Annotated in this window: 18 protein-coding genes and 1 pseudogene; 7 read left to right on the forward strand and 12 right to left on the reverse strand. The window is 60.7% G+C overall.

The annotated features are described in order from the left end of the window. The first annotated feature begins 1 nt into the window (after position 1). Complete coding sequence (locus ACA044_RS07555; RefSeq protein WP_497445806.1) at positions 2-598, forward strand: tRNA-uridine aminocarboxypropyltransferase; 597 nt, start codon at positions 2-4, stop codon at positions 596-598. Positions 599-746: 148 nt separating this feature from the next. Here ACA044_RS07555 and ACA044_RS07560 read toward each other — a convergent pair whose 3' ends face one another. The 3 genes from ACA044_RS07560 to ACA044_RS07570 form a co-directional block, all read right to left on the reverse strand. Then, positions 747-2,111: an HlyD family type I secretion periplasmic adaptor subunit gene (locus tag ACA044_RS07560; RefSeq protein ID WP_497445807.1), complete on the reverse strand. Its 1,365-nt coding sequence runs from the start codon at positions 2,109-2,111 to the stop codon at positions 747-749. Between the two features lie 233 nt (positions 2,112-2,344). Beyond that, positions 2,345-4,504 carry a type I secretion system permease/ATPase gene (locus ACA044_RS07565; protein ID WP_497445808.1) on the reverse strand — a complete coding sequence of 720 codons (2,160 nt, stop codon included), beginning with the start codon at positions 4,502-4,504 and terminating at the stop codon, positions 2,345-2,347. A 33-nt stretch (positions 4,505-4,537) separates the two neighbouring features. Further along, positions 4,538-5,896 carry a TolC family outer membrane protein gene (locus ACA044_RS07570; RefSeq protein WP_497445809.1) on the reverse strand — a complete coding sequence of 453 codons (1,359 nt, stop codon included), beginning with the start codon at positions 5,894-5,896 and terminating at the stop codon, positions 4,538-4,540. A 582-nt stretch (positions 5,897-6,478) separates the two neighbouring features. Here ACA044_RS07570 and ACA044_RS07575 point away from each other — a divergent pair. Next, complete coding sequence (locus ACA044_RS07575; protein ID WP_497445810.1) at positions 6,479-14,335, forward strand: retention module-containing protein; 7,857 nt, start codon at positions 6,479-6,481, stop codon at positions 14,333-14,335. Positions 14,336-14,652: 317 nt separating this feature from the next. Here ACA044_RS07575 and ACA044_RS07580 read toward each other — a convergent pair whose 3' ends face one another. Continuing rightward, positions 14,653-15,012, reverse strand: a complete 360-nt coding sequence (locus tag ACA044_RS07580) for a DUF6124 family protein (protein WP_497445811.1) — start codon at positions 15,010-15,012, stop codon at positions 14,653-14,655. A 490-nt stretch (positions 15,013-15,502) separates the two neighbouring features. Beyond that, the gene (locus tag ACA044_RS07585; protein ID WP_497445812.1) at positions 15,503-18,433 is read right to left on the reverse strand and encodes an immunoglobulin-like domain-containing protein; all 2,931 of its coding nucleotides are present in this window, start codon (positions 18,431-18,433) and stop codon (positions 15,503-15,505) included. Positions 18,434-18,568: 135 nt separating this feature from the next. On the opposite strand from ACA044_RS07585, the pseudogene ACA044_RS07590 reads away from it, so the two are divergent. Beyond that, positions 18,569-18,673: pseudogene (locus ACA044_RS07590) on the forward strand (helix-turn-helix domain-containing protein); the annotation flags it as partial. 145 nt (positions 18,674-18,818) lie between these two features. Here ACA044_RS07590 and ACA044_RS07595 read toward each other — a convergent pair. Together ACA044_RS07595 and ACA044_RS07600 are read right to left on the reverse strand one after the other, a co-directional pair. Beyond that, entirely contained in the window at positions 18,819-19,313 is a 495-nt protein-coding gene (locus ACA044_RS07595) for a SprT family zinc-dependent metalloprotease (RefSeq protein ID WP_123509976.1), read from the reverse strand. 159 nt (positions 19,314-19,472) lie between these two features. Then, positions 19,473-20,075, reverse strand: coding sequence for a Yip1 family protein (locus tag ACA044_RS07600; protein WP_030131100.1), 603 nt, complete (start codon positions 20,073-20,075; stop codon positions 19,473-19,475). Between the two features lie 394 nt (positions 20,076-20,469). Between ACA044_RS07600 and ttcA the strand changes: the two genes are divergently transcribed. Both ttcA and ACA044_RS07610 read left to right on the forward strand, forming a co-directional pair. Continuing rightward, positions 20,470-21,294: a tRNA 2-thiocytidine(32) synthetase TtcA gene (ttcA, locus tag ACA044_RS07605; RefSeq protein WP_497445813.1), complete on the forward strand. Its 825-nt coding sequence runs from the start codon at positions 20,470-20,472 to the stop codon at positions 21,292-21,294. Positions 21,295-21,469: 175 nt separating this feature from the next. Continuing rightward, positions 21,470-22,144, forward strand: a complete 675-nt coding sequence (locus ACA044_RS07610; RefSeq protein ID WP_497445814.1) for a DNA-3-methyladenine glycosylase I — start codon at positions 21,470-21,472, stop codon at positions 22,142-22,144. Between the two features lie 116 nt (positions 22,145-22,260). On the opposite strand, the gene ACA044_RS07615 is transcribed toward ACA044_RS07610, so the two are convergent. From ACA044_RS07615 to arsC, 3 genes are read right to left on the reverse strand one after another with little or no spacing between them, the layout of a single operon-like run. After that, positions 22,261-22,686 carry a DUF2069 domain-containing protein gene (locus ACA044_RS07615; protein ID WP_497445815.1) on the reverse strand — a complete coding sequence of 142 codons (426 nt, stop codon included), beginning with the start codon at positions 22,684-22,686 and terminating at the stop codon, positions 22,261-22,263. 1 nt (position 22,687) lies between these two features. Beyond that, the gene (gene wrbA, locus ACA044_RS07620; protein WP_476214699.1) at positions 22,688-23,284 is read right to left on the reverse strand and encodes an NAD(P)H:quinone oxidoreductase; all 597 of its coding nucleotides are present in this window, start codon (positions 23,282-23,284) and stop codon (positions 22,688-22,690) included. Further along, positions 23,281-23,634: an arsenate reductase (glutaredoxin) gene (gene arsC / locus ACA044_RS07625; RefSeq protein ID WP_497445816.1), complete on the reverse strand. Its 354-nt coding sequence runs from the start codon at positions 23,632-23,634 to the stop codon at positions 23,281-23,283. The genes wrbA and arsC overlap by 4 nt, the downstream gene beginning before the upstream one ends. Before the next feature lie 114 nt (positions 23,635-23,748). Between arsC and ACA044_RS07630 the strand changes: the two genes are divergently transcribed. After that, positions 23,749-24,216: a TlpA disulfide reductase family protein gene (locus tag ACA044_RS07630; protein ID WP_497445817.1), complete on the forward strand. Its 468-nt coding sequence runs from the start codon at positions 23,749-23,751 to the stop codon at positions 24,214-24,216. A 172-nt stretch (positions 24,217-24,388) separates the two neighbouring features. On the opposite strand, the gene ACA044_RS07635 is transcribed toward ACA044_RS07630, so the two are convergent. Both ACA044_RS07635 and ACA044_RS07640 read right to left on the reverse strand, forming a co-directional pair. Then, on the reverse strand, positions 24,389-24,793 hold the full coding sequence (locus ACA044_RS07635) for an META domain-containing protein (RefSeq protein WP_497445818.1): 405 nt from the start codon (positions 24,791-24,793) through the stop codon (positions 24,389-24,391). Next, a complete protein-coding gene (locus ACA044_RS07640; RefSeq protein WP_497445819.1) occupies positions 24,793-25,227 on the reverse strand; it encodes a hypothetical protein in 435 nt (144 codons plus the stop codon). The genes ACA044_RS07635 and ACA044_RS07640 overlap by 1 nt, the downstream gene beginning before the upstream one ends. A 134-nt stretch (positions 25,228-25,361) precedes the next feature. Here ACA044_RS07640 and ACA044_RS07645 point away from each other — a divergent pair, with 134 nt between their 5' ends. After that, positions 25,362-25,757: a hypothetical protein gene (locus tag ACA044_RS07645; protein ID WP_497445820.1), complete on the forward strand. Its 396-nt coding sequence runs from the start codon at positions 25,362-25,364 to the stop codon at positions 25,755-25,757. Positions 25,758-25,759 lie beyond the last annotated feature (2 nt).

Here is a 25,759-nt window from a genome sequence, read left to right on the forward strand (position 1 = left end):
GATGTCCAGAATCCAGTGCCCGCGCTGCTTGCGCCCTCAAACTCACTGCCTGTGCCCGCTGATCCCGAGCCTCGACAGCCGCACTCGAGTGTTGCTGCTTCAGCATCCAAGCGAAGTGAACCATGCGCTGAACACCGCGCGGTTGGCGGCGTTGGGGTTGAAGAATGCCGAGTTGAGGGTGGGCGAGGTGTTCGAGGATTTGCCGGTGCTGTTGAATCAGCCGGGCTATCAGGCGCGGTTGCTGTTTCCCGGTGAGGAGGCGCAGCCGATGCAGGCCTACACCGCGAATGATGAGCCGCTGCTGCTGGTGGTTCCGGATGGCACCTGGCGCAAGGCGCGCAAGATGCTGCACCTCAATCCGTTGTTGGCGGCGTTGCCCAGAGTGACCCTGGCCGAGGGCGGGGTGTCGCGTTATCGATTGCGCAAGGCTCCGGGGCCAGGGGCGTTGTCGACGGTGGAGGCGATTGTTCAGGCGTTGCAGACGCTCGAGTCGCCCGTCAGTTTTGAGCCGTTGTTGAAGCCATTCGAGGCGTTGATCGAGGGGCAGATAGTGGCGATGGGGGAGGAGGTTTTTCAGCGCAATCACGGGCCGAAATAGTCGCTGTTCGTGCCGGCCCTATCGCGAGCAGGCTCGCTCCCACAGGGATATGCAATGGTCACAAACTTTGTGTTCACTGGAGATCAACTGTGGGAGCGAGCCTGCTCGCGATAGCGGGAGAACAATCACAGAAAATTCCCGCCGCAGACTACCGCTCCCGCATCGCCTCAGTCCGCGCTTTCAACACCGGTTTAAGCAAATAATCCAGCACGCTTTTCTCCCCGGTAATAATGTCCACCGTCGCCACCATCCCCGGAATGATCAGCAGCGGTTTCAGATCTCCGCCCAAGTGATTTTTGTCGGTCCGCACCTGAATCAGATAAAAGCTGTTGCCCTTGTCATCGGTGATGGTGTCCGCCCCGATCAGTTCCAGCTTCGCACTCAACCCCCCGTAAATCGTGTAGTCGTAAGCGCTGAACTTGACCATGGCTTTCTGGCCCGGATGCAGGAACGCCACGTCTTGAGGGCGGACCTTGGCTTCGATCAGCAGGTTGTCTTCCAGCGGCACGATTTCCACCATGTCGTTGCCCGGCTGGACCACGCCACCGATGGTGTTGACCTTCAGCACTTTGATAATGCCGTGAACCGGCGACATCACGGTGGTGCGCGTCACGCGGTCGTCGATGGCAATGCTCGAGGCGGTGATTTTCGACAGGTCGGTACGTTTTTCATTCAGTTCTTTCGCTGCTTCCGAACGGAAGGATTGTTCGGACTCGTCGATTTTGCTTTTGATCTCATTGATCGCCGATTCCGCCCGGGGAATCGCCAGGGTCGTGGCGTTCAGCGAGCCGCGGATTTCCACTGCGCTGCGTTTGAGCCGCAGGATTTCCACCGGCGAAACCGCCCCGGTGCCCACCAGTGGCGCAGACATGTTCATCTCTTGCTGCAGCAGCGCCAGGCTGGAACTGAACTGCCCCTGCTTGGAGCGGAATTCCGCCAGTTCCTGGGTTTTCTGCCGAAGTTGTTCGGTCAGCGTGCGCTGCTCGCTGGCCAGCCGGCGCTGACGTTGTTCGTACAGCGAGCGTTCGTCCTCGGCCACTTGCGGGGCTTTGGCGATGACTTCCTCGGACAGCTTGAACGGCCGACCTTCCGCTTCGGCGGACAGCCGTTCGACTTGCGCGGTCAGCGCATAGCGGTCCGCTTCGCTTTCACCCTTGTTCGACAGGAATCGCGTGTCATCCAGGCGCAGCAAGGTGTCACCTTTGTTTACCATTTGCCCTTCGCGAACGAGGATCTCTGTGACGATGCCGCCCTCCAGGTTCTGGATCACCTGAACCTTGCTCGACGGAATCGCCTTGCCTTCGCCCGTGGTGACTTCCTGCAATACGGCGAACTTGGCCCAGACCAGCGCGGTGATCAGCAGTGTTGCCGCCAGCCACACGGTGATCCGCGACCAGCGCGGCGAATCCTGCAACGAGGCGCCGGCGGTTTCCGGCATGAACTCGCTTTCGGCGCTTTTGTTGAAACTGCCGAAGTAGCCTCGGGCCGCTGAATCCGGTGTTTGAACAGACATGGGGCGATACCCGTCAGTTAAGAGAAATAAAGCCGAACACAAACCTGTGGCGAGGGAGCTTGCTCCCGCTCCTGTGGCGAGGGGGCTTGCCCCCGTTCGGCTGCGAAGCAGTCGTAAACCTGCCAGCTCGATCTGTCTGATACAACGGGGTGAATGGCTTTGGGGCTGCTTCGCAACCCAGCGGGAGCAAGCTCCCTCGCCACAGGTTATGTACCAGCATCGAGTGGGCGCCCCTAGACCGCCGCAGAGCCGACACGGCCCTTGCGCAATGCATCGATGACCGCTTCTTTCGGGCCGTCGGCGACGATCCGGCCGTTGTCCAGCACCACCAACCGGTCCACCAGGCTGAGCATCGAGGTGCGGTGAGTGACCAGCAGCAGGGTTTTGCCCTGAATCCAGCCGTGGAGTTTCTGCCGCAGAACGTCTTCGCTGCTGTTGTCCATGGCGCTGGTGGGTTCGTCGAGCAACATGATCGGCGGGTCGAGCAGCAAGGCCCGCGCCAGTAACACCGCTTGGCGTTGCCCACCCGACAGCAACTGACCGCGTTCACCCACCGGCCGGTCGAAGCCCTGGGGATGCTGGCGAGCCAGTTCAGTGACGCCGGTCAATTCGGCGACTTCGAGCATTCGGGCATCGCTGATGTAGCGCGCGCCGAGGGTCAGGTTGTCGCGCAGGCTGCCGGCCAGTAACGGCAGGTCGTGGGCGACGTAGCCGATCTGTTGACGCAGGTCGGCGACGTCCAGTTGCCGCAGGTCCAGGCCATCGAGCAGCAACTGGCCTTCTTCCGGCGCATAGAAACCCATCACCAGCCGCGCCAACGTGCTTTTGCCCGACCCGCTGCGGCCGATGATGCCGATCCGTTCGCCCGGTTTCATGCTGAAGCTGACATTGGCCAGGGCCGGAGCATTCTGGCCGTTGTAGTGGAACGTCACCCCGCTGACGTCGAGTGCGCCTTGCAATTGCGTGCGCTCCAACGGCCGCTGTTTGGCGTCACGTTCTTGCGGCAACGACATCAGCGCATCGGTGCTTTTCATGGTCAGTTGCGCTTGCTGATAACGAGTGATCAGCCCGGCGATCTGCCCCAACGGCGCGAGCACGCGGCTGCCGAGCATATAGGTCGCCACCAGCGCGCCGACGCTGAGGTTGCCGGCAATGATGCTATAGACCCCGGCGACGATGGTCGCCATGCCGGAGAACTGCTGAATGAACAGCGTGCCGTTGGTGGCCAGCGCCGAGAGGTTACGCGCATGGCTGTCGAGGCGGGTGAGGGCGCCGTGGGTGCTTTCCCATTTGTGCTGGCGTTCGCTTTCGGCGCTGCACGCCTTGAGGGTTTCCAGGCCGCCGAGGGTTTCGATCAGCAGGGCCTGGCGTTCGGCGCCGAGGCTCAAACTCTTCTGCACGGTGTCGCGCAGGCGTACCTGAATCACCATGGCGAAGATGATTGTGATGGGGAACGCCAACAGCGGAATCACCACCAGCCAGCCGCCGAGCAGGCCGATCACCACCAGCATCAGCAGGGCGAAGGGCAGGTCGATCAGGCTGGTCAGCGTGACGGCGGTGAGAAACTCCCGCAGCCCCTGAAAATCATGAATGCTTTGGGCGAAACCGCCAATGGTCGCCGGCCGCGCTTTCATCGCCATGCCGGTGATGCGTTCGAACAAAGTCGCCGAAAGAATCACATCGGTTTTCTTCCCCGCGGTGTCCAGCAAGTGCGCGCGAACCACTCGCAGCACCAATTCGAACCCGGTGCCGATCAGCAAGCCGATCGACAGCACCCACAAGGTTGAAGTGGCCTGGTTCGGCACCACCCGGTCGTAGGTCTGCATCACGAACAGCGGCACCATCAGGCCCAGCAAGTTGATCAGAAAACTCGCCAGAATCGCATCGCTGTACAGCCACTTCGACAACTTCAACGTGTCGCGAAACCACGCCTCCACTCGCGGCACCAGCGGCGATCGCAGATCTTCGAGTTCATGCCGCGGCCGGGCGAACAAGGCCTGGCCACTGTAGTTGGCGGCCAGCTCGTCCGTGCTGACCCATTGTTCTCCACCGTCGGCTTCGCTCGGCAGAATCAGCGCCTGACCGTCCTCGCCGAAGCGACGCAAGACCGCGCAGCGGCCATGGTTGAGGATCAGCATCACAGGCAGGTTGAGCGCGGAAATCTCCCCCAGCTCACGGCGCAACACACGCGCCTGCAAACTGGCGCGGGCCGCTGCACGGGGCAGCAGGTCCAGGCTCAAACGTTGGTGTGCCATTGGCAGCCCGGCACTCAGGCTGGCGCGACTGACCGTCGCACCGTGGAGTTTGCAGAGAATCAACAGACCGTCCAGAAGCGGGTCATCGAAGCTCAGGCGCGGATCGACCCCCGTGTTGCCGGTTTCCATGCTGGTCACAGTGAACGCTCCCCTTGAGCTACTTCATTTGAGCTACTTCAGTTCAGGCAAGCGAGCTTCGTTTTTTACTTCGGTGGAGGCGATCGCATCGGCGGGCAGCACCACCCGTTGTTTACTCAACAACTGGCCCATGTTCGCCAGCACGCGGTACATCGAAAACTCCTCGGTGTAGCGCACTTCGGTGTAGCGGCGGTTGGCGTTGTAGAGCTCGTTTTCACTGTCGAGTACGTCGAGCAGGGTCCGTTGACCGAGACCGAACTGATCCTGATACGCGGCCCGCACACGAGTAGTGGTTTCTGCGTATTCACGGGCAGTCGGGGTTTGTTTCTTGGCGTTGAGCATGGCGTTCCAGGCCAGGTGGACGTTCTCGTTGAGCTGGCGCAGGGCGTTGTTGCGGATGTCCAGCGCCTGGTTGATCTGGTGCGCATTGGAGGCCAGCCGGGCCTTGTCGCTGCCGCCCCGGAACAGGTTGTAGTTCATCACCACACCCACTCGCCATTCGTTGTCGTGGCCTTCGTCGCCCTGAACATTGTTATTGGCGCCCACCGCCGCTTCCGCGTCAAAGCGCGGGTAGAACGGCGACTTGGCGACTTCGTACTGGCTCTCGGCCGATTGCACGTCGGCCTGGGCGGATTTCAGGTACGGGTTGTTTTCCACCATGCTCTGCTGGGCTTCCGGCAGGGTGGCGGGCAATTCGCCACGGGTTGAGGGCGGCGCTTCCAGTTCATCGGGCATGCGCCCCACGACACTGAAGAAATTCGTCTCGGCATCGGCCAGATCGACTTCGGCGGTGTCGAGGTTGTTTTGCGCCAGCGCCCGGCGAGCGGTGGACTGGTCAGAGTCGGCGTTGCTGCCGACCCCACGCTGGGTACGCAGGCCGATCTGATCGTTGACCCGCATGTGCGCTTGCAGGTTGTTCTTGGCCAGGGTCACCAGTTCGCGGCGCTTGAGCACTTCGAGGTATACCTCGATGGTGCGCAGGGCCAGGTCCTGGGCGGTGCCTTGAGCGTAATACGCCCGCGAGTTGGCCACGCCTTTGGTGCGCGCGACCTCGTTGGAGGTGTTGAAACCATCGAACAGCATTTGCCGCAGGCGCAGTTCCGATTGGGTGTAAGTGAGGATTTCGGTGTGGTGGTTGCCCTGCGCCCGAGTGGTGGTGTTATCGCTGTAGCCGCGCCCGTAGGCGGCATTCAAATCCACCGATGGATAAAAGCCCCCTTTGGCGACTTTAATCTGCTCATCGGCCGAGAGCCGGGCGTCGACTCGCGACGCCAGTTCCGGGTGAGTCGCGATGGTGCTCTGGATCGCCTCGGTCAATGACATCGCCTGAGCCTGAGAAGTGCAGGCCATGGCCAGCAAAATCGCGCCGCAGAGGGGGGTTAAAACGCGCATGGATGCCTCTCCCTGATTCCTGATGGTACTTAGCTGGTCGCCAAATATTTGGCGTTATTTTTAAGTGAAACCGTTTCACGCTTGTTACACCAGTAGCTAAGAACATCCTGAAGAGAAGCTAAGAAGGATTTCTCATAAGGCTTATGCCGAAAAAAACTTATGCGCTCTGAAAAATCCAGCACATTGTTCAATCAGAAAGCCTTTGTTTTGTGAGCTCTACGGAGCTTCGAGGGGTTTTGGGAAGGTTCTATTCATTTTTCGACATAGGGCGAAGAAGTGCTGGAGGGGAGGGAAGCGAGACGGTTTTGAGGCGACAATTTTCTGTCACTCTGGTGATTCAAAACCGTTACGCATTGTTCGCAGGGCGGTTGTTTTGAAAATGGATCCCGATGCGATTGATTGCAGAGGGTTTTATCCCGTTTCAGACAATTCCTTGCGAGCGACACGTCTGGCGAGGGTGTTGGGAGACAGCGGTTTACTTTCAGGTAAACGCGTCCCGGCAGCCAGGCAGCCTGCTTGAACCATGAGCACTTCTTCGCGCAAACAGGATGCCGACAACAGTTGGCAGCGGAGGAAATGCACATGGCAACGCTCATCGGTATCGTCAGTAAGGTCATCGGTCAGGTGTACGCAGTGGCGGGTGATGGCACCCGACGCACGCTGGTCGAGGGTGATCGGCTGTTTGCCGGCGAGCAACTGGTCACCGGGGCTGAAGGCGCGGTGGCGGTGCAGCTGCAAAATGGCCAGGAGTTGACCCTGGGACGTGACAGCAGTCTGCAAATGACGGCCCAGTTACTCACCCATCAGGCGCCGCATGTGGAGACCGCCGATGCAGTGGCGCCAAGCCAGGCGCAACTGACCGATGTCGAGCAACTGCAAAAAGCCATTGCTGCCGGCGCCGACCCGACCCAGGCCGGTGAAGCCACCGCGGCCGGACCGGGCGCAACGGGGGCACCGGGTGGAGCACTGGGCGGCGGCCACAGTTTTGTGCTGCTGGAGGAAGTGGCGGGTCGGGTCGATCCCATCATTGGTTTCCCCACCGCGGGCTTCAACGGTATTCCCGAATTCCCCCTGGAGCGTCGAGACCCGGACAACGGCGACAACGGTGCAGGAGGTGCAGGAGGTACAGGCGCGCCGAATAACCCGGTCACCCTCATCGGCCTGTCGGTGGCGGGGGGCGAATTGACCCTCAATGAATCCAACCTGGCGGACGGTTCGGCCAGCAATCCGGGGGCGCTTATCCAGAGCGGCACCTTCACGGTGTCTGCACCCGACGGGCTGACCAGCCTGAGCATCGGCGGGATCAACGTGATCAGCGGCGGGGTGGCCGCCGGTTTTCCGCAGTCGATCACCACTCAACTGGGCAATACCCTGACGATCACCGGCTACAACCCGGCCACCGGCGTGGTGAGTTACAGCTACACTCTGGTCGGCAACGAAACTCACTCTGCCGGGGATGGCGCCAACAGCCTCAGTGAACAATTCACCGTGGTCGCGGGCGACAGCAACGGCGATACCGCGACCGGTTCGCTGGACGTCACCATCACCGACGATGTGCCCAAAGCGATCGACGACACCAATGCCAATACCGCCTCGGAAACCCTGCTGACCCTGACCGGCAGCGTGCTGCCCAACGACCTCCAGGGCGCTGACCGCATTCCCACCGGCCCCGACAGCGGGCCGATCATTGGCGGCACGTTCAACGGGACTTACGGCACGCTGGTGCTCAACCCCAACGGCACGTACACCTACACCCTGAACACCAGCGATGCCGACTTCAAAGCCTTGCATGGCGACGGCAGTGTCACGGAAACGTTCACCTACACCCTGACGGACGCCGATGGCGATACCAGCACCGCGAACCTGGTGCTGGAGATTCACAACAACGATGACCCGGTGATCATCAATGGCCTGAATGTCGAAGGCGGAGAACTCACCGTTTACGAGAAAAACCTCAGCGACGGCACCAGCCCCAACACACCCGCCTTGACCCAAAGCGGCACCTTCACTGTCACCGCGCTCGACGGTTTGCAAACCCTGACGGTGGGCGGCATCGCGGTGGTCACCGGTGGTGTGGCCGCCGGCTTCCCGCAATCGATCGTCACGCCCCTCGGCAGTACGCTGACCATCACCGGTTTCGACAGCGCGACCGGCGTGGTCAGCTACAGCTACACCCTGGTGGATAACGAAACCCACCCGAACGCCAACGGCACCAACAGCATCACCGAGAACCTCAACGTCGTCGCCACCGATGTCGATGGCAGCACGGCATTGGGTCAGATCAACGTCAACATCGTCGATGACGTGCCCACCGCCCACCCCGATCTCGCCACGGTGGCCGAGGGCGCGACGGGCTCGGGCAACGTGCTCAATAACGACATCGGCGGTGCCGACGGTCCGGCGCCCAGTGGTGCAGTAGTGGGTGTGCGCGCTGGCAGCGACACCTCGACGTCGGCCATCGGTGGCTTGAACACGCAAATCAACGGCAGCTATGGCTACCTGACCCTGGATGCGAGCGGCAACGCCGTGTACCACAGCAACCCGAACTCGGTCAGCGCGCCGGGTGCCACGGATGTGTTCACCTATACCGTGCGCGATGCCGACGGCGATGAAAGCACCACGACCATCACCATCAACGTGGCCGACTGCACCCTCGTATCGACCACCGATACCGACGTGACAGTTCACGAAAAAGCCCTGGATTTGACCAAGGATGGCCAGGACCTCGCAGCGGGCACGGTCACCGGCAGCGAGCCTGGCAACACCGGTGAAACCGCCAGCGGCACGCTGGCCGGCTCCGTCACTGGCGCCACTGGCGTGATCACTTACACCTTGGTCGGTAGCGCCACCGGAACCTACGGACAAATCCTGCTTAACCCGGACGGCGGATACACCTACACCCTGACGTCCGCACCCACGACCACGCCTCACGCCAACGACGGGCCGAACACCCTGAGCGAAAGTTTCACCTATCAGGCCACCGACCCTCTGGGCAACAGTGTCACCAATACCATCGTGATCAACATTGTCGATGATGTGCCCACCGCCCACGTCGATGCAGCCTCAGTGGTGGAGGGCGGTACGGTCAGCGGTAATGTCTTGGGCAACGATGTGCTTGGTGCTGACGGTCCTGCGGCGGGTGGTGCCGTGGTCGGCGTGCGCGCCGGCAGCGACACCTCGACGTCGGCCATCGGAGGCTTGAACGCGCCAATCAACGGCACCTACGGCTACCTGACTCTGGATGCCAGCGGCAACGCCGTGTATCACAGCAACCCGAACTCGGTCGGCGCGCCGGGTGCCACGGACGTGTTCACCTACACCGTACGCGATGCCGACGGCGATGAAAGCACCACCACGATCACCATCGACGTTTACAACAGTTGCCTCGTCGCGGTCACCGATACCGACGTGACGGTTCACGAAAAAGCCCTGGATCTGACCAAGGATGGCCAGGACCTGGCGGCAGGCACGGTCACCGGCAGTGACCCCGGTAACACCGGTGAAACCGGCTCCGGTACGTTGGCCGGCTCTGTCACCGGCGCCACCGGTGCGATCACTTACACCTTGGTCGGCAGCGCCACCGGAACCTACGGGCAAATCCTGATCAACCCGGACGGCACCTACACCTACACCCTGACCTCACCACCGGCAACCACGCCTCACGCCAACGACGGGCCGAACACCCTGAGCGAAAGTTTCACCTATCAGGCGACCGACTCTCTGGGCAACATTGTCACCAATACCATCGTGATCAACATCGTCGATGATGTGCCCACCGCCCACGTCGATGCAGCCTCAGTGGCGGAAGGCGGTACGGTCAGCGGTAATGTCTTGGGCAACGATGTGCCCGGTGCTGACGGCCCAGCCGTGGGTGGGGCAGTGGTCGGCGTGCGCGCCGGCAGCGACACCTCGACGTCGGCCATCGGCGGTTTGAACACGCAAGTCAACGGCAGCTATGGCTACCTGACCCTGGATGCCAACGGCAACGCCGTGTACCACAGCAACCCGAACTCGGTCGGCGCGCCGGGTGCCACGGATGTGTTCACCTACACCGTACGCGATGCCGACGGCGATGAAAGCACCACCACGATCACCATCGACGTTTACAACGGTAGCCTCGTAGCAGCCCCCGAAACCGATGTGGTGGTTCACGAAAAAGCCCTGGATCTGACCAAGGATGGCCAGGACCTGGCAGCAGGCACGGTCACCGGCAGCGAGCCAGGCAACACCGGTGAAACCGCCAGCGGCACCTTGGCCGGCTCCGTCACCGGCGCCACCGGTGCGATCACTTACGCCCTGGTCGGCAGCGCCACCGGAACCTACGGGCAAATCCTGATCAACCCGGACGGCACCTACACCTACACCCTGACTTCGCCAGCGAGCACCACGCCTCACGCCGACGACGGCGCCAACACCCTGACCGAAACCTTCACCTATCAGGCCACCGATTCGCTCGGCAACATCGTCACCAGCACGATCGTGGTGAACATCGTCGATGACGTGCCGATGGCCGTGAGCGACAGCAACGCCAGCACTGCGTCGGAGTCCTTGCTGACCCTCAACGGCAACGTACTGACCAACGACGTGCAGGGGGCCGACGTTGTAGCGACTGGCCCCAACAGCGGGCCGATCACCCCCGGCACCTTCGTCGGCACTTACGGCACGTTGGTGCTCAATGCCAATGGCACCTATACCTACACGCTGAGCACCAGCGATGCGGATTTCAAAGCATTGCACGGTGGTGGTGACGGCACCGAAACCTTCACCTACACCTTGACCGATGCCGACGGCGACACCAGCACCGCCAACCTGGTGCTGAACATCCAGAACAACAACGATCCGGTGAGCCTCAACGGGCTCGATGTGTACGGCGGCGAACTCACCGTCTACGAGAAAAACCTCAGCGACGGCACTAGCCCCAATGCCCCGGCCCTGACCCAAAGCGGGACCTTCACCGTCACTGCGCTTGATGGCTTGCAATCGCTCACCGTGGGCGGCATCACCCTGGTCAGCGGTGGAGTGGCGGCGGGCGTTCCGCAGTCGGTCGTCACCCCGCTCGGCAGTACGCTGACCATTACCGGCTACAACCCGGCGACGGGCGTGGTCAGCTACAGCTACACACTGGTGGATAACGAAACTCACCCCAACGCCAACGGCGCCAACGGCATCACCGAGAACTTCAACGTGGTGGCCACCGACACCGATGGCAGCACCGATACCGGGCAGATCAACGTCAACATCGTCGATGACCTGCCCACCGCCACACCTGACTCGGCGTCGGTGGTGGAGGGCGGTACCGTCAACGCCAATGTGCTGGGCAATGACGTCAGCGGCGCCGATGGCCCGGCTGCTGTGGTCGGCGTGCGCGCCGGCAGCAATACCTCGACCTCGGCCGTTGGTGGTTTGAATACGCAGATCAACGGCACCTACGGCTACCTGACGCTGGATGCCAGTGGCAACGCGGTCTATCACAGCAACCCGAACTCGGTCGGTGCACCGGGGGCCACTGACACGTTCACCTATACCGTGCGCGATGCCGACGGTGACGAAAGTACCACTGTCCTCACCATTGACGTCGCCAACAACAATATCAAAGCGATCACAGACACTGACGTTACGGTCTACGAAAAAGCGCTGGACTTGAGCCAGGGCGGCCAGGATCTGGCCGCCGGCACCGTCACTGGCAGTGAACCGGGCAACACTGGTGAAACTGGCTCTGGTACGTTGGTCGGCTCCGTCACCGGCGCCAGCGGTGCGATCACCTACACCCTGGTTGGCAGCGCCGCTGGAACCTATGGGCAGATCCTGCTCAACCCTGACGGTTCTTACACTTACACACTGACCTCGGCGCCGAAAACTTCGCCGAACGCCAACGACGGCGCCAACACCCTGAGCGAAACCTTCACCTACAAAGCCACCGACGCGATGGGCAACAGCACCACCAGCACCATCGTGGTGAACATCGTCGATGACGTGCCCACAGCCGTCGCCTCGGACCGTTCGGTGCCCGCGGTGCAGATCGACTCCAACCTGTTGCTGGTGATCGACGTGTCCGGGAGCATGGACGACCCCTCCGGTGTATCGGGCCTGTCGCGACTGGAACTGGCCAAGCAGGCGATCAGTGCACTGCTCGACAAGTACGACAATCTGGGCGACGTGAAAGTGCAGATCGTCACCTTCAGCAGCAGCGCTACCGACAAGACCTCGGTGTGGGTCGATGTGGCGACGGCCAAGTCGATCATCGCTACGCTGACGGCGGGCGGTGGCACCAACTACGACGCGGCCGTGGCGACCATGCAAACCGCGTTCGGCACCTCGGGCAAACTCACCGGGGCGCAGAACGTCGGCTACTTCTTCTCCGATGGCAAACCCAACGAAGGCGACATCGGCACTGCGGACGAGACCGCGCTCAAAGCCTTCCTCGACGCCAATGGCATCAAGAACTACGCCATCGGCCTGGGCAGCGGCGTCAGTGACGACAGCCTCGATCCAGTGGCCTATGACGGCAGCATGCACACCAACACCAACGCCGTGATAGTGACCGACCTCAATCAACTCAACTCGGTACTCTCGGGCACCGTGCAAGGTGCGCCGGTCACCGGTTCGCTACTGGGCGAGGGCGGTACGTTCGGCGCTGATGGAGGCTTCATCAAATCCCTCACGGTCGACGGCACCACGTATACCTACGACCCGAAAGCCAACGGCAATCAGGGTTCGCTGAGCTTCAGCGGCGGCGCTAACCACGGCACGTTCAACACCGCCAACAACACCGTGAGCATCGCCACCAACAACAGCGGCACCCTGGTGGTGAACCTCGACACCGGCGAGTACACCTACCTCTCGCAGAAAACCACGGCTGTGGTGATCACCGAAAACATCGGCTTCACCGTCAGCGACAACGACGGCGACCTCACCAGCTCAACACTGACGGTCAACGTGATTCCGAACACGCCACCGGTGGCGGTCGATGATCACGTCATCACCAACGTGCTGTCGGGCAGCATTGTGGTGCCGGGCGAACTGCTGCTGGCCAACGACACCGACGTCAATGGCGATCCGCTGACTGCGGCGCCGACCACCTTCAACACCGGGTGGACGACCAAAGGCGCGGACTTCACCGGCACCAACCCGAACTTCAGTTTCACCGGCAACAACGTTCAGGCAGTCACCATCGCTCGCAGCGCATTTGTCGCCAACACCGCGGCCATGACGGCCGTGTTGGTGGTCAGCGGGGCACTGGGGGCGGTCAGTACCAACAATACCAATGATGAGGACCGCATCACCGTCAACCTCAAGCAGGGTGAAACCCTCAACCTGGACCACAACCTGGCGGCTGGCCACGTCACCATGGAGTACTCGCTCAACGGCGGTGCCTACATTGCCATCGCCGATGGCCAGACCATCACTGCCACGGCGGACGGCACGTACCAGATCCACATCACCAACATCGACGACGGTGGCCCTGGCAGCAGCGGGAAGGGGGCAGAAAACTACCAACTGACCATGACCGTCAACTACGCCGGAGCCCAGGAGAGCACGCCGGACTTCCATGGCACCTATACCGCCAACGACAACCATGGCGGCAGCGACAGCGCGGCGGTGAACATCACCTACCAGGACGGCCATACGCTGACGGGTACCTCGGGCGATGACGTATTGGTGGCCGGTACCGGCAACAACGTCATCAATGCCGGCGACGGCAATGACGTGCTCACCGCCGGCTCAGGCAACAACGAAATGCACGGTGGTGCCGGCAATGACTTGTTGTTCAGCGGCGCGGGCAACGATTTGCTCGACGGCGGCACCGGCAACGACACCGCGAGCTACGCCCATGCCACCGCCGGGGTCACTGTCGACCTCAGCCAGCTTACCGCGCAAAACACCCTTGGCGCCGGCACCGACACCCTGACCGGCATCGAAAACCTCACCGGCTCAAACTTCAACGACAGCCTCACGGGCGACAACAACAGCAACATCATCAACGGCGGTTTGGGTAACGACGTGCTCAACGGCGGGGGAGGCGATGACTTCCTGATCGGCGGCCTGGGCAACAACACCCTCACCGGCGGCAACGGCGCCGACACCTTCCAGTGGCTCAAAGGCAACAGCGGCCATGACGTCATCACTGACTTCACCCCAGGTGCCGACAAACTCGACTTGTCGCAACTGCTGCAAGGCGAGAACGGCACCGCGGCGTCGCTGGATGACTACCTGCACTTCAAAGTCACCGGCAGCGGCGCCTCACTGGTCACCAGCATCGACGTCAGCGCCATGGCCGGCGCCACGCCAAACCAGACCATCGATCTGGCCGGTGTGAACCTGGCCAGCCACTATGGCGTCACGCCGGGGGCGGGTGGCGTGGTTGCGGGTGGCCACGACACGGCGACCATCATCAATGGCATGCTCAATGATCATTCGTTGAAGGTGGATACCGTGTGAACTGAAGGCTGAAACGACAAAACCCGTCGCTCCGGTTGAAGGGGGCGGCGGGTTTTTTGTGTCTGAAGAAATTGCGTTGTCAGTGAATCAGCCTTCGCGGGCTTGCCCGCGAAGACGGCCTCACGAACACCACAACACTCACTACCGGTCACACATCCCGTGGCGAGGGAGCTTGCTCCCGCTGGGTTGCGAAGCAGCCCCCATCCCGGCGATCACGGTTGTTCAGACATACCGCATGCTCAGGCTTTGCGACTGCTGCGCAGCCGAGCGGGAGCAAGCTCCCTCGCCACAAAAGCCCTGTGGCCTCAGATCAATGGTCAGGACGGTGGATCGAGATTATCCAGCACTCGGTTGACCGCCAGCTCCCCGAGCATGACCACCTGTTGAATCCCCAGCATCGTGTTGCGATGCGTTCCCTCCATCAACCCGGCGAAATCACTGAGCATCACGCTTGCCGACGCCAGGGACTCGCAGGCATTGACCAGCAGAGTTTCGTTATCGACCTTGGAGCCAACGTGGTAAATGGTGCTGGGTTTGCGTGGGGTGTCTTTGGGGGTAGGCGGTTTGAGGTAGTGGTCGAGGGCGCGGTTGGCGGCTTCGTTGAGTTTTTTTGAATCGGTTTTTTCGTACGGGGAAACGTCATCGGTTTCAGGGGGATTGGGTGTGGCCTTGAACATGGTAATGCTCCTTGATTAGTGGAGCCGCCACGGATCGCTGCGAAACGAAGATAGGTGGCAGCTGTACGCAGGTTCGCAGACCGGGAATCAAGGAACCCGGCAGACCCGAAGATCTCCCGCGCACAGCCGCCGTAACGCAATTCAGCGAACGAAAAAAACGTTATCTGAAACGGAACGGTGGCGCTGTGCGCCTTGATTAACCTGGGCTGCGAAACCCGATCGCTGATTCGTCAGCGACCCGGAAACGATAGAGCCCGGCCCCAAGGCACACAAGCCGGCGGATTCTGGCGCAGCTGTAGGCAGCGGCGCAAGGATGTGTAGCCTGAGTGAGTGTCTGGAGATGTCGATTAAACATCGCTGTTTATTGAACATTCCGGCTCGGTTAAAAAGACGGGGACGGATAAATAAATGCGCCCCCCTTTTCTTGTCATTGCGAAACAGCTATCGCGAGCAAACCCGCACACACTAGGCCTACGACGTACCCAATGGTTCAACCAATCAGACACAACGCCGGTCGTCTATAGCCGTCCCCATGGAGGCCATATAGCAAGTTATTGTGGGACGGGGTTCCGGTAAGGTTGAAAAAATAATGTGAGCCTCCACTCCCATCCGCCATCCAAGCCCCAAACAACGCACTGTGGTGATATTGCATGAGCGGCCAGCCCAGTAACGCTGCGACATTCCCTCCTTCTCTGGCATAGAGGTTATAGAACGCCTGCATTTCGTTCAGTGTGGCTAAGCGGCCGCCCGTGGCTTGGCAGTAGTTATAGGCTTCTGGCCATGTGCGCCAGGTAGCGTCATTTCTAAGCATGGTTTTGATTCCGCGAACTTGCACAGTGTAACTTGCTGTGGCATTGGCGGAATCCGTGACGGTAATGATCGCAGTTCCATTGGCTTTGCAGGTGACGGTACCTTGGTTTGTCACACTGGCGACGCTCGGATTGTTCGAGGTGTAACTTTTGTAAGGGAGTAGGCCGCCACTTGCATTTTGCGTAAAAATAGCTGCTGGTGGGAAGTTTCTTGGTGCACGATCTTGGGCAACAATGAAGCCGGAAAGAGCAAGCGTTCTATTATTACCGGCAGACAGTCTTTCCACCACCTTCAACGTCCGGGCCGCTGATTCCGGCAATGCCCCGTAAGTCGCTTTAACCGTGTAGCTGTGATCCCCCTGCGCCTGGCCGGTGAGGGTACGCGAGTAATCGCCTGTCGGGCCAACGGTGATCGTGGCTTTCACAGCGCCCTTGTCACGCAGTTCGATCTTCTGATTGGCACTTGCCTTGCCAGTGAATACGAACGTGGTCGCGGTGGTGGAGGTGCCATTGGGAATCTCGGGGCCGCTGGCGGAGCCGCCCTTCACCGAGGTGATGGTCGGCGAGACGGCGGCGACCACCGTGAGCAGGCGCACATTGGAGTAGGTCGCGGTGGGGTGATACAGCGATTTGGCGTACAAGCGGCGGCTGCCCTGCGCTACGGTGATCGTGCGCTCCCAGTCCCCCGTCGTCGCATGGGCAGTCGCCGTACCCTTGGACACGGCGCTCGAACCGCTGCCGTCGAAGATCTCGACGGGCTGCCCCTTGCTTGCCTTGCCCTTGAGTTTCAATGTGGTGCTGATGGTACTGGTGCCCTCCGGCACTTCGACGTTGTTGGCGTCCAGCACATTGGCCAGCGTCGGCACGATCACGGCCACCACCGTCAGGTTGCGCACGTTGGAGTAAACGGGGGTGGGGTGATACAGCGACTGGGCATACAAGCGACGACCGCCCACCGGCACGGTGATCGTGTGTTCCCAGATGCCCGTCGTCGCGTTGGCAGTCGCCGTGCCCTTGGACACCGCGCTCGAGCCGCTACCGTCGAAGATCTCGACGGGCTGCCCCTTGCTGGCGGTGCCCTTGAGCTTCAGCGTGGTGCTCACGGTGAGCCCACCCTCCAGCACTTCCTCGTTGCCGGCGTCCAATATGTTGTCGAGGGTCGGTACCACCAGCTCCACCGCCTTGATGGTATAGGTGCGATCCGGAAACACCGTGGCCGTGGCCGGGTTGTTACTCTTGTCCAGCGACGCCTTGAACTTGATCGTCAGCGTGGTGCCGTGCCCGAGTTGCTTGAGGTAGTTGTTGACCAACACCTGCGGCCAGAACCCCTGGTTGATCCAAGTGGCATTGACCTGTGCCGGCAGACCATTCCACAGCGGTAAGTTATGCGTCGTACTGTCCGCCTTTTTGCCTTCCAGACTCAGCCAGCACGGCTGGCCCGCTTCAATCAGCGTCCAAAGCAACGCATGGATTGTGGCGTTTGCAGTGCCGAGCGCGGTCACGTCCAGCATGTTGTTGGCATCGGCCTCAAGAATCCTGGGTGGAATCAAGGCTGTCGGCGGCAGCGCAAGAATGTTCAGATTCAGGGGCAGTGAGGTGGAGAGTTTGCCGTCGCGTTCGATGACATAGGTGACGGTGACGGTTTTGATCAGGCTGTAGGCCAGCACCGAACGGGGCACCGCAATTTCCAGCCCGGCACTGACCAGCCGTTGCGGGCTGGTGTACGACCCCGCCGGTACATCGGTGGCACCTTTCCAGATCACGCTCAGCTTGTCGCTGGGCAACAATGAGCCTTTAGGCACCAGCACCCGGACTTCCGGCTGGGTCGGGCTGAAGTCGGTACCGGTCTGGCCCTTGACGGTCGGGGCCGGCAGGTCAAGTCGGTCGAGATGAATGTCCAGCCGCTTCTCCGGGGATTTGACCCGGTTGCCCAACTGGTCGACAACATAGAACTCGACCACCGCACTCGGGTTGTCGCCCGCCTTCTGGAACGTGTCGGTGAACAGTGTATGGGTGATCGGCGCCGTGCCGTCGGGGACGTCGAACCTGACCTGGGTGTCGCCCAACAGAAATTCGATGCGGTCATGGTTGCGCCGGTTGGCATAGGTGAACCCTAACTCCACCCCTTGCGCCGCCCGTGCGGCGCTGACGCCGTCCTTGAGCACGTCAGCCGGGATCGCCAGATCCAGGCTGCCCGCAGGCCGCAAGTGGTACAGCACCAACAGATCCCGAGAGGGTTCGGAGTTCCCCCCGACACGGGTAACCACGTAATGCAGACGGTTGACGCCATGCATCAGGTAACCGTGTGGCAGGTACAGACGCTGGCGCAGGTGTTCCTCCCCCGGCTTGACGATCTGGCCTGCTCCTGGGACGAGATCGCCGTTGCAATACAAATCCACGCGATCATCGGCCGCCATAACCCAGGATCGCAGCTGCAGCTCGGTCCAGGGATCGACCAGGCATTCAAGGCCCTGGGCCTGGCCATCGTAAAGGGCTTTGGGAATGCCGCCGTGGGCGATGTCGGCAGGTTTCACCGGGAACACCCAGCCCTGGATGATCACGGGATACAGCACAAACAATTCGTTCAACGCGGCAGACTGGATATCCATCATGCTCTCCTGGAAGGTGACAAGTCCTGAGTCCTCTCGGGACGCGGGTTATCACACACCAGGCCGGGAAGACTGGCTACTGTCAGATCTGACAGGTCGGCGTAATTTCCAGATGGCCGGCCAGTTTTACCGTCGACAGATAATTGCGAGCAGTTGGGGTTCTCCGAGCCTTCGGCGTTTCACCGGGCGTTCAAGAAATGGACGGGGTTGATGCCTGGTGCCTATCGCGCTCAAGAGAAGTGATTTTCGGGTTGAATTCACTGGCCCCTTCGCGAGCAAGCCCGCTCCCACAATGGATCTTTGTCGTTCACAAATACTGTGTTCGCAACAGATCCCCCGTGGGAGCGGGCTTGCTCGCGAAGGGGCCGGCCCAAACACCACAAATCCATTATTCGACCCGCATCTCGCCACTGAACACCAACGTGCTGCGACAACGCCGGCACAAATACCGCCGTCCCTGCCGCACCAAACTATGGCGCTGGGCCGAAAACGGAAAATCGCTGTCGGCGCACGGGCATTTGTAGATGTAGCGGGTCACGCTGCGGCGTTTGACGTCGTAGGTGTGGCAGCGGTTGGGCGGCAGTTCGTAGACGCCGCGCATGATCAGTTGCCACTCTTCGCCGTGGGGCTGGATACGGTCGCCGAACAGTTGATGGGCGATCAGGTGCGCGACTTCGTGAGCCACGGTCTGCTTGAGGAAGTCTTCGGCGTTTTCCCGGTACAGCTGCGGATTGAAGCGCAGCAGATTCTCGTGCAAATGCGCGACACCGGCTTTTTGCCCGCGCAGCTTGAGGCTCACCACGGGGCGTTTGAAAGGTCGTTTGAAAAAGGATTCGGCTTGTTGGAAGCAGTCTTCTACGCGGGTATTGAGTTGCTCGGGCATGCTTGATGGATCTCCAGAGACGTCGAGTATGCCGCAACCCCGTGGACTTGCGAATCGCCGAGGCGCCGAATGGTCGTCGCCGTTTTTATTGCTGCAAACGTTAGAAGGCCGCCTTGCGGCGGCCTGTATTGGCAGATCTGGTTATTAGGTGGTGTGTTGCTAATTAGTGTAGACCGGCCCCACGCCGAGTCCCCAGACAATTACCGTGAACGCCATGATGGCCACCAGCACCACCAGGCCTACGGCGAGCACCGAACTTGAAAACAGGAATCCCTCGTCCGATGGAATGTTCATGAACGTTGGCAGGCCTACATACAGCAGGTACACCGTGTAGCAAATGGCCGCGGTGCCGACGATCATCCCCAACCACATGTGCGGGTACAGCGCCGCCAGACCACCGATGAACAGTGGGGTTGCGGTATACGTGGCGAACGCGACACAGCGCGCCAGGCTCGGGTTGGCGTCATAGGTGCGCGCCATCCAGTGGATGAAGGCGCCCATTACCGCAACACCGCCGAGCATCGCCAGGTACGACATGATGGTCATCCACAGCGCGCTTTCCATGGTCAGCATCACCGGTGCCCGGTTACCAATGACCCAGCCGACCTGCGTGGTGCCGATAAACGCCGACACGGCGGGGATCGCCGCCAGAATCAGGGTGTGCGTCAGGTACATGTGGCTGATGCTTTCCTCCTGGTCGCCACGGATTTCTTTCCATTCCTGGTCAGGGTGGGTGAAGAGCCCCACTACGTGATGGATCATGCCAGTCACTCCTCTTGTTGTTGCCATCGCCCCCCAGCGGAGCGCTTACGGGCCAAAGTGGCCAGGTAAGTACAGGTCTGAATACGTGTGCGACCTTATGTCGCAGTATAGAAAGGAGTTACCGGCAATAGTGCGAGGGGCTTAGAGCAAATCGCGCTGTAAATGTTATGGGTAATCGCCGATGGGTCTGTGTCTGTTAAACCCTGTGGCGAGGGGGCTTGCCCCCGTTGGGCCACGAAGTGGCCCCAAATCAGTCAACTATATTTTCCAAGAGGTATCGCAGTGTTTGTTTTACGACTGCTGCGCAGCCGAACGGGGGCAAGCCCCCTCGCCACAAGTGCGATGTTTTTGCGTAAAATGCCGGCCTTTCGTCACACCTCACGGATTTCGCGTCATGGGCACTCTTACGGTCAACCAGAACAAACTGCAAAAGCGCCTTCGCCGCCAGGCCGGTGAGGCTGTCGCCGATTTCAACATGATTGAAGACGGCGACAAGGTCATGGTCTGCCTGTCCGGTGGCAAGGACAGCTACACCATGCTCGACGTGCTGATGCACTTGCAGAAGGTCGCTCCGATCAAGTTCGAGATCGTGGCCGTGAACATGGACCAGAAGCAACCAGGCTTTCCCGAGCACGTGCTGCCGGCTTACCTCAAAGAACTGGGCATCGAGTACCACATCGTCGAGAAAGACACCTATTCGGTGGTCAAGGAGCTTATTCCTGAGGGAAAAACCACCTGCTCGCTATGCTCGCGCCTGCGTCGCGGCACGCTGTACACCTTTGCCGATGAAATCGGCGCGACCAAAATGGCCCTCGGTCATCACCGCGACGACATCGTCGAGACGTTCTTCCTGAACATGTTCTTCAACGGTTCGCTCAAGGCCATGCCGCCGAAGCTGCGGGCCGACGACGGTCGCAACGTAGTGATCCGTCCGCTGGCTTACTGCAACGAAAAAGACATTCAGGCCTACTCGGACTTCAAGCAATTCCCGATCATCCCGTGCAACCTCTGTGGCTCTCAGGAAAACCTGCAGCGCCAGGTGGTCAAGGACATGCTCCAGGAGTGGGAACGCAAGACCCCGGGCCGTACCGAAAGCATTTTCCGCAGCTTGCAGAACGTGATCCCGTCGCAACTGGCGGACCGCAACCTGTTCGACTTCACCAATCTGCGTATCGATGAAACCGCCGCTTCACGGTTCGTCAACGTAGTGAACCTCTGAACAAAATTGTGGGAGCGGGCCTGTGGTGAGGGGGCTTGCCCCCGTTTGAGTGCGTAGCACTCACAAAATCTTTGGTACATCAGAGATTTTGGGGCCGCTTCGCAGCCCAACGGGGGCAAGCCCCCTCGCCACAGGCGCTCCCACAGGTTTTCCGTTTCAATCCCCAGGAGAGGGCATGCGCGACTACAAGTGGCTGCACGAATACTGTCTGAACCGCTTCGGTTCGGCGGCTGAACTGGAAGCCCATCTGCCCGTTCCCAAGACCCCGGCGCAATTGCGCAAGATCAGCGATGACCGCTACCTCTCGACTATGGCGTTGCGGGTGTTCCGCGCAGGGCTCAAGCACAGCCTGGTGGATGCCAAGTGGCCGGCGTTCGAAGAGGTGTTCTTCAAGTTCGACCCGGAAAAAGTCGTGCTGATGAGCGCCGAGCATCTGGAGCGCTTGATGCAGGACGCGCGGATCATCCGCCACCTGGGCAAACTCAAGAGCGTGCCGCGCAATGCGCAGTTCATTCTGGACGTGGCCCATGAGAAGGGCAGCTTTGGCGCCTTGATCGCCGAGTGGCCGGTGACCGATATCGTCGGCTTGTGGACCTACCTGAAAAAACACGGGCATCAGTTGGGAGGGTTATCGGCACCGCGATTCTTGCGCATGGTCGGCAAGGATACCTTCGTGCCGAGCTACGACGTGGTGGCGGCGCTGAGTGCGCAGAAGATCGTCGACAAAGTGCCGAGCAGTTTGCGGGATCTGGCCACGGTGCAGAATGCGTTCAACCAGTGGCATGAAGAGAGCGGCGGGCGGCCGATGAGCCAGATTTCGATGATGCTGGCGTATACCGTCAATCATTGAGACCGCGTCGATCCCTTCGCGAGCAAGCCCGCTCCCACAGGGTTTTTGAGTGTTCACAAATGATGTGACCACTGAAGATCCAATGTGGGAGCGGGCTTGCTCGCGAAGGCGTCAGTTCAGGCGACGCCGATCTCGCCTTCCCCCGCCAACTTGCGGTTCAACTGAAACCGCCACCGCACATACAGCAGCGCCGAGCAGAACACCGCCAGGCTCGCGCCCATCTCCAGCAAACCGAACAGCTGCCGGTTCGGGTCATAGGCGGCCAATGCGCCCTTCATGAAATACAGGTTCACTACAAAACACATCCACGAATGCCCGCGGGCGCTGCCAACGATCATCCCTGGCGCCAGCAACAGCAGCGGCACCAGTTCGATCAACAGAATCACCCACGGCCGCGCGCCATGCAGGTCGGCGAACACCAGGTAGTAGGCACAGAGCAGTCCCACCAGGCCGAAAAAGCACAGTAGGCTGATGACGCGCATCGCCCGTACTCGCGGTTCGAGCCATTCGATGGAAGGCAAGATCTTCGGCTTCTTGGCCACGTTAGCGCTCCAGTTTCTGCGCGGTTTTCGCCAGACGCAGGCCCAAGGCCCGGCACAGTGCGACTTCATGTTCATTCAAGCCGCTTTTGCCATCGGCACCGGCATGATGGCTGGCGCCGTAAGGCGTACCGCCGCCGCGGGTTTCCAGCAGCGCCGATTCGCTGTAAGGCAGGCCGGTGATCAACATGCCGTGGTGCAGCAACGGCAACATCATCGACAGCAGGGTGGTTTCCTGGCCACCGTGCAGGCTCGCGGTCGAGGTGAAGACCCCGGCCGGTTTGCCCACCAGGGCGCCAGTCAGCCACAGATTGCTGGTGCCATCGAGGAAGTATTTGAGCGGTGCGGCCATGTTGCCGAAGCGGGTCGGGCTGCCGAGGGCCAGGCCGGCGCAGTTCTTCAAGTCGTCGAGGCTGGCGTACAGCGCGCCTTCATCGGGAATGTCCGGCGACACGGCTTCGCATTCGGTGGAGATCGCCGGCACCGTGCGCAACCGGGCTTCAAGGCCGGCTTGCTCTACACCACGGGCAATCTGCCGGGCCATTTCATTGGTCGAGCCGCTGCGGCTGTAATACAGCACCAGAATGTACGGCGCACTCACGGCAGCAACTCCAGCACATTCTCCGGCGGACGGCCGATGATGGCTTTGTCGCCGGCTTCGAGAATCGGTCGCTCCATGAGTTTGGGGTGCGCGGCGATGGCGGCGATCAATTGCGCCTCGCTCAAACTGCTGTCGGCCAGGTTGAGGGTTTTGTACTCGTCCTCGCCAGTGCGCAGCAATTGCCGGGCGCTGATGCCGAGTTTGCTCAGCAGGCTCTGGATTTGCGCGGCGTCCAGCGGGGTTTCCAGGTAGCGGACCACGGTCGGGGTGAGGCCACGGGCTTCGAGCAGTTCGAGCGCACCGCGGGATTTCGAGCAGCGCGGGTTGTGATAAAGCGTCAGATCGGTCATGTGCGGGTCGCATCTTGCGTAAGGTGGCGGCTATTCTAACTGTGCGGCGCGTAATCCAGAACCTTGGGAGGCGATGGGTCGCAGGTGCATTCCATTTTTGACAAGGATTGAGACATGACAAGGCGACTGGCAGCGGCATTCGCGATCATGAGTACATTATTGCTGGGGGGTTGTGGCAACGACTATGGCATCGACCAGAACGGCCACCAAGTCGCCGCCGAGCGTCTGGATAAACAATGGCTGGTGCTCAATTACTGGGCCGAATGGTGCGGCCCGTGCCGTACCGAGATTCCCGAGTTGAACGTGCTGGCCGAGCAGCTCAAGGACAAGAAGATCGGAGTGTTCGGGGTCAACTTCGACAATGTGCAGGGTGAAGAACTGAAAAGCGCCAGTGAGAAACTGGGCATCGCGTTCACCGTACTGGCCCAGGACCCGGCCGACCTTTTCGAATTGCCGCGCAGTGAAGCGCTGCCGGTGACTTACATCATCGATGACAAGGGCAAGGTGCGGGAGCAGTTGATGGGCGAGCAGACGGCGGCGGGGGTGATGGCCAAGCTTGAGGCGTTGCAGGCGACTAACTGATCGAGCGCCGACCTGTGGCGAGGGAGCTTGCTCCCGCTCGGCTGCGCAGCAGTCGTAAACCGGTCCATACGGTATATCTGAAGAACCGAGGTGACGGGTTTAGGGCTGCTTCGCAGCCCAGCGGGAGCAAGCTCCCTCGCCACAGTTATTCAGTTGGCTACAACCGTGGTGATCAACCCTCTTCAAGCCACCAACGCAACGGCTTGCCTTGCGCCGGCCAGAAGCGCATCTGGTCGATCGGCGAAACATCCCAGCGCTGGACGTTTTCCAGCGCCTGCATGAAGCGTTTTTCCTGCTCCATCAACGCTGGCGCACACATTTTGCGGGTACTGCCGATCTTGCCGAAGCTCAGCTTGTCGCCTTCCAGGGCATACGGCGCGAACCAGTGGTTGCAGCCGCCGTTGCCGTAGGCCCGACCGTCGTCACCGAGGGTGATGGTCAGGTGGCTGTAGTCCATCAGCGGACGTTCGCCGATCCATTCCAGAATGTAGCTGCGGTTGTGCTGCAGTTGCACCGGCGTAGCGGCGCAGCCCAGCAGGCTGGCGCCGACCATCGCGGTCAGAGCAAGGCGTTTCATCACGCAGGCTCCTGGCATTTCGGGCACAGGTGCTTCTCGGCGGCAGCGGTCCAGCCCAGTTCGGCAATGCGTGCGGTGGCCGCCGGTTTTTCGGCCTTGTTGCCCAGCTTGGCATCGACCGCAAACTCAAAGCTCAGCTCTTTGGCGCAGCTGTCGCAGTTGACTTTCCAGGTGTGGATCGCCAATTCGCCGAACACCGGGCCACTGGCCACCGCGACCCATTGGCCCGGCGGGTTGATCAGGTGGCGAACGGTTTCGACGGTCAGGCGCATGGACAAGTCCTTGCTGCCTTTGAGGGTCACTACCAGCACGTCGTTATTACGAATCGAGCCACCGTTGCCGGTGACTTGATAACGCCCCGGCACCAGGGCGCGGCATTCGGTGAGGGTGTGTTGCGGGTTCATCAGGCTGTAGCGGAAATCGTGTTCGACCATGGGTCCTCCAAATATGCGCGATATGCTAGCACGGGCATGAACGCAGCATGGCGCGGGCATGTGACCTTCGATCTGGTTCAAATGACCTACCGACTCATGGCACACTGCCGCTTTTGCATCTCTAAGGAACAGAAATGGCGTTGATCGAATGTTTTGAGTGCAAGCAACGCATCAGCTCCACGGCGCCTGCTTGCATTCATTGCGGTGCACCTGCGGCAACGGTGCAAGCGGCCACTTCGACGGCAGCGCCTGCGCAAGCACCGCTTTCTTTCGGGCGTTTGCCGAGCAATGAGAGTGTGCCGCGGGTAACCCCGGCCGCGTTCGGGCGTAAACGAAAGACCGAAGTCCAGGCCGAGGTCCCGGCACCGGTGCTCAATGGGCCGCGTCCGGTGGAACTCTGGCTGAAACTGATGATTTTCTTTCTGCCACCGTTTTTTGTCTGGTTCCTGCTGCGTCGCGGGCATTCACTGGGGCAGCGCTTGCTGGGCTTCGGCTGGCTGGGCCTGATGATCGTCTTGTCCAAGGCCTGAAC

It is taken from the genome of Pseudomonas sp. LBUM1673 (genome assembly GCF_059695645.1).

Excerpts from the sequence above, each read along its gene's own strand:
- ACA044_RS07640 (WP_497445819.1), bottom strand. The coding sequence starts at position 25,227 with ATGGTCGAACACGATTTCCGCTACAGCCTGATGAACCCGCAACACACC.
- ACA044_RS07555 (WP_497445806.1), top strand. The coding sequence starts at position 2 with ATGTCCAGAATCCAGTGCCCGCGCTGCTTGCGCCCTCAAACTCACTGC.
- ACA044_RS07580 (WP_497445811.1), bottom strand. The coding sequence starts at position 15,012 with ATGTTCAAGGCCACACCCAATCCCCCTGAAACCGATGACGTTTCCCCG.
- arsC (WP_497445816.1), bottom strand. The coding sequence starts at position 23,634 with ATGACCGATCTGACGCTTTATCACAACCCGCGCTGCTCGAAATCCCGC.
- ACA044_RS07560 (WP_497445807.1), bottom strand. The coding sequence starts at position 2,111 with ATGTCTGTTCAAACACCGGATTCAGCGGCCCGAGGCTACTTCGGCAGT.
- ACA044_RS07645 (WP_497445820.1), top strand. The coding sequence starts at position 25,362 with ATGGCGTTGATCGAATGTTTTGAGTGCAAGCAACGCATCAGCTCCACG.
- ACA044_RS07610 (WP_497445814.1), top strand. The coding sequence starts at position 21,470 with ATGCGCGACTACAAGTGGCTGCACGAATACTGTCTGAACCGCTTCGGT.
- ttcA (WP_497445813.1), top strand. The coding sequence starts at position 20,470 with ATGGGCACTCTTACGGTCAACCAGAACAAACTGCAAAAGCGCCTTCGC.
- ACA044_RS07585 (WP_497445812.1), bottom strand. The coding sequence starts at position 18,433 with ATGATGGATATCCAGTCTGCCGCGTTGAACGAATTGTTTGTGCTGTAT.
- ACA044_RS07635 (WP_497445818.1), bottom strand. The coding sequence starts at position 24,793 with ATGAAACGCCTTGCTCTGACCGCGATGGTCGGCGCCAGCCTGCTGGGC.
- ACA044_RS07570 (WP_497445809.1), bottom strand. The coding sequence starts at position 5,896 with ATGCGCGTTTTAACCCCCCTCTGCGGCGCGATTTTGCTGGCCATGGCC.
- ACA044_RS07630 (WP_497445817.1), top strand. The coding sequence starts at position 23,749 with ATGACAAGGCGACTGGCAGCGGCATTCGCGATCATGAGTACATTATTG.
- ACA044_RS07575 (WP_497445810.1), top strand. The coding sequence starts at position 6,479 with ATGGCAACGCTCATCGGTATCGTCAGTAAGGTCATCGGTCAGGTGTAC.
- ACA044_RS07595 (WP_123509976.1), bottom strand. The coding sequence starts at position 19,313 with ATGCCCGAGCAACTCAATACCCGCGTAGAAGACTGCTTCCAACAAGCC.
- ACA044_RS07600 (WP_030131100.1), bottom strand. The coding sequence starts at position 20,075 with ATGATCCATCACGTAGTGGGGCTCTTCACCCACCCTGACCAGGAATGG.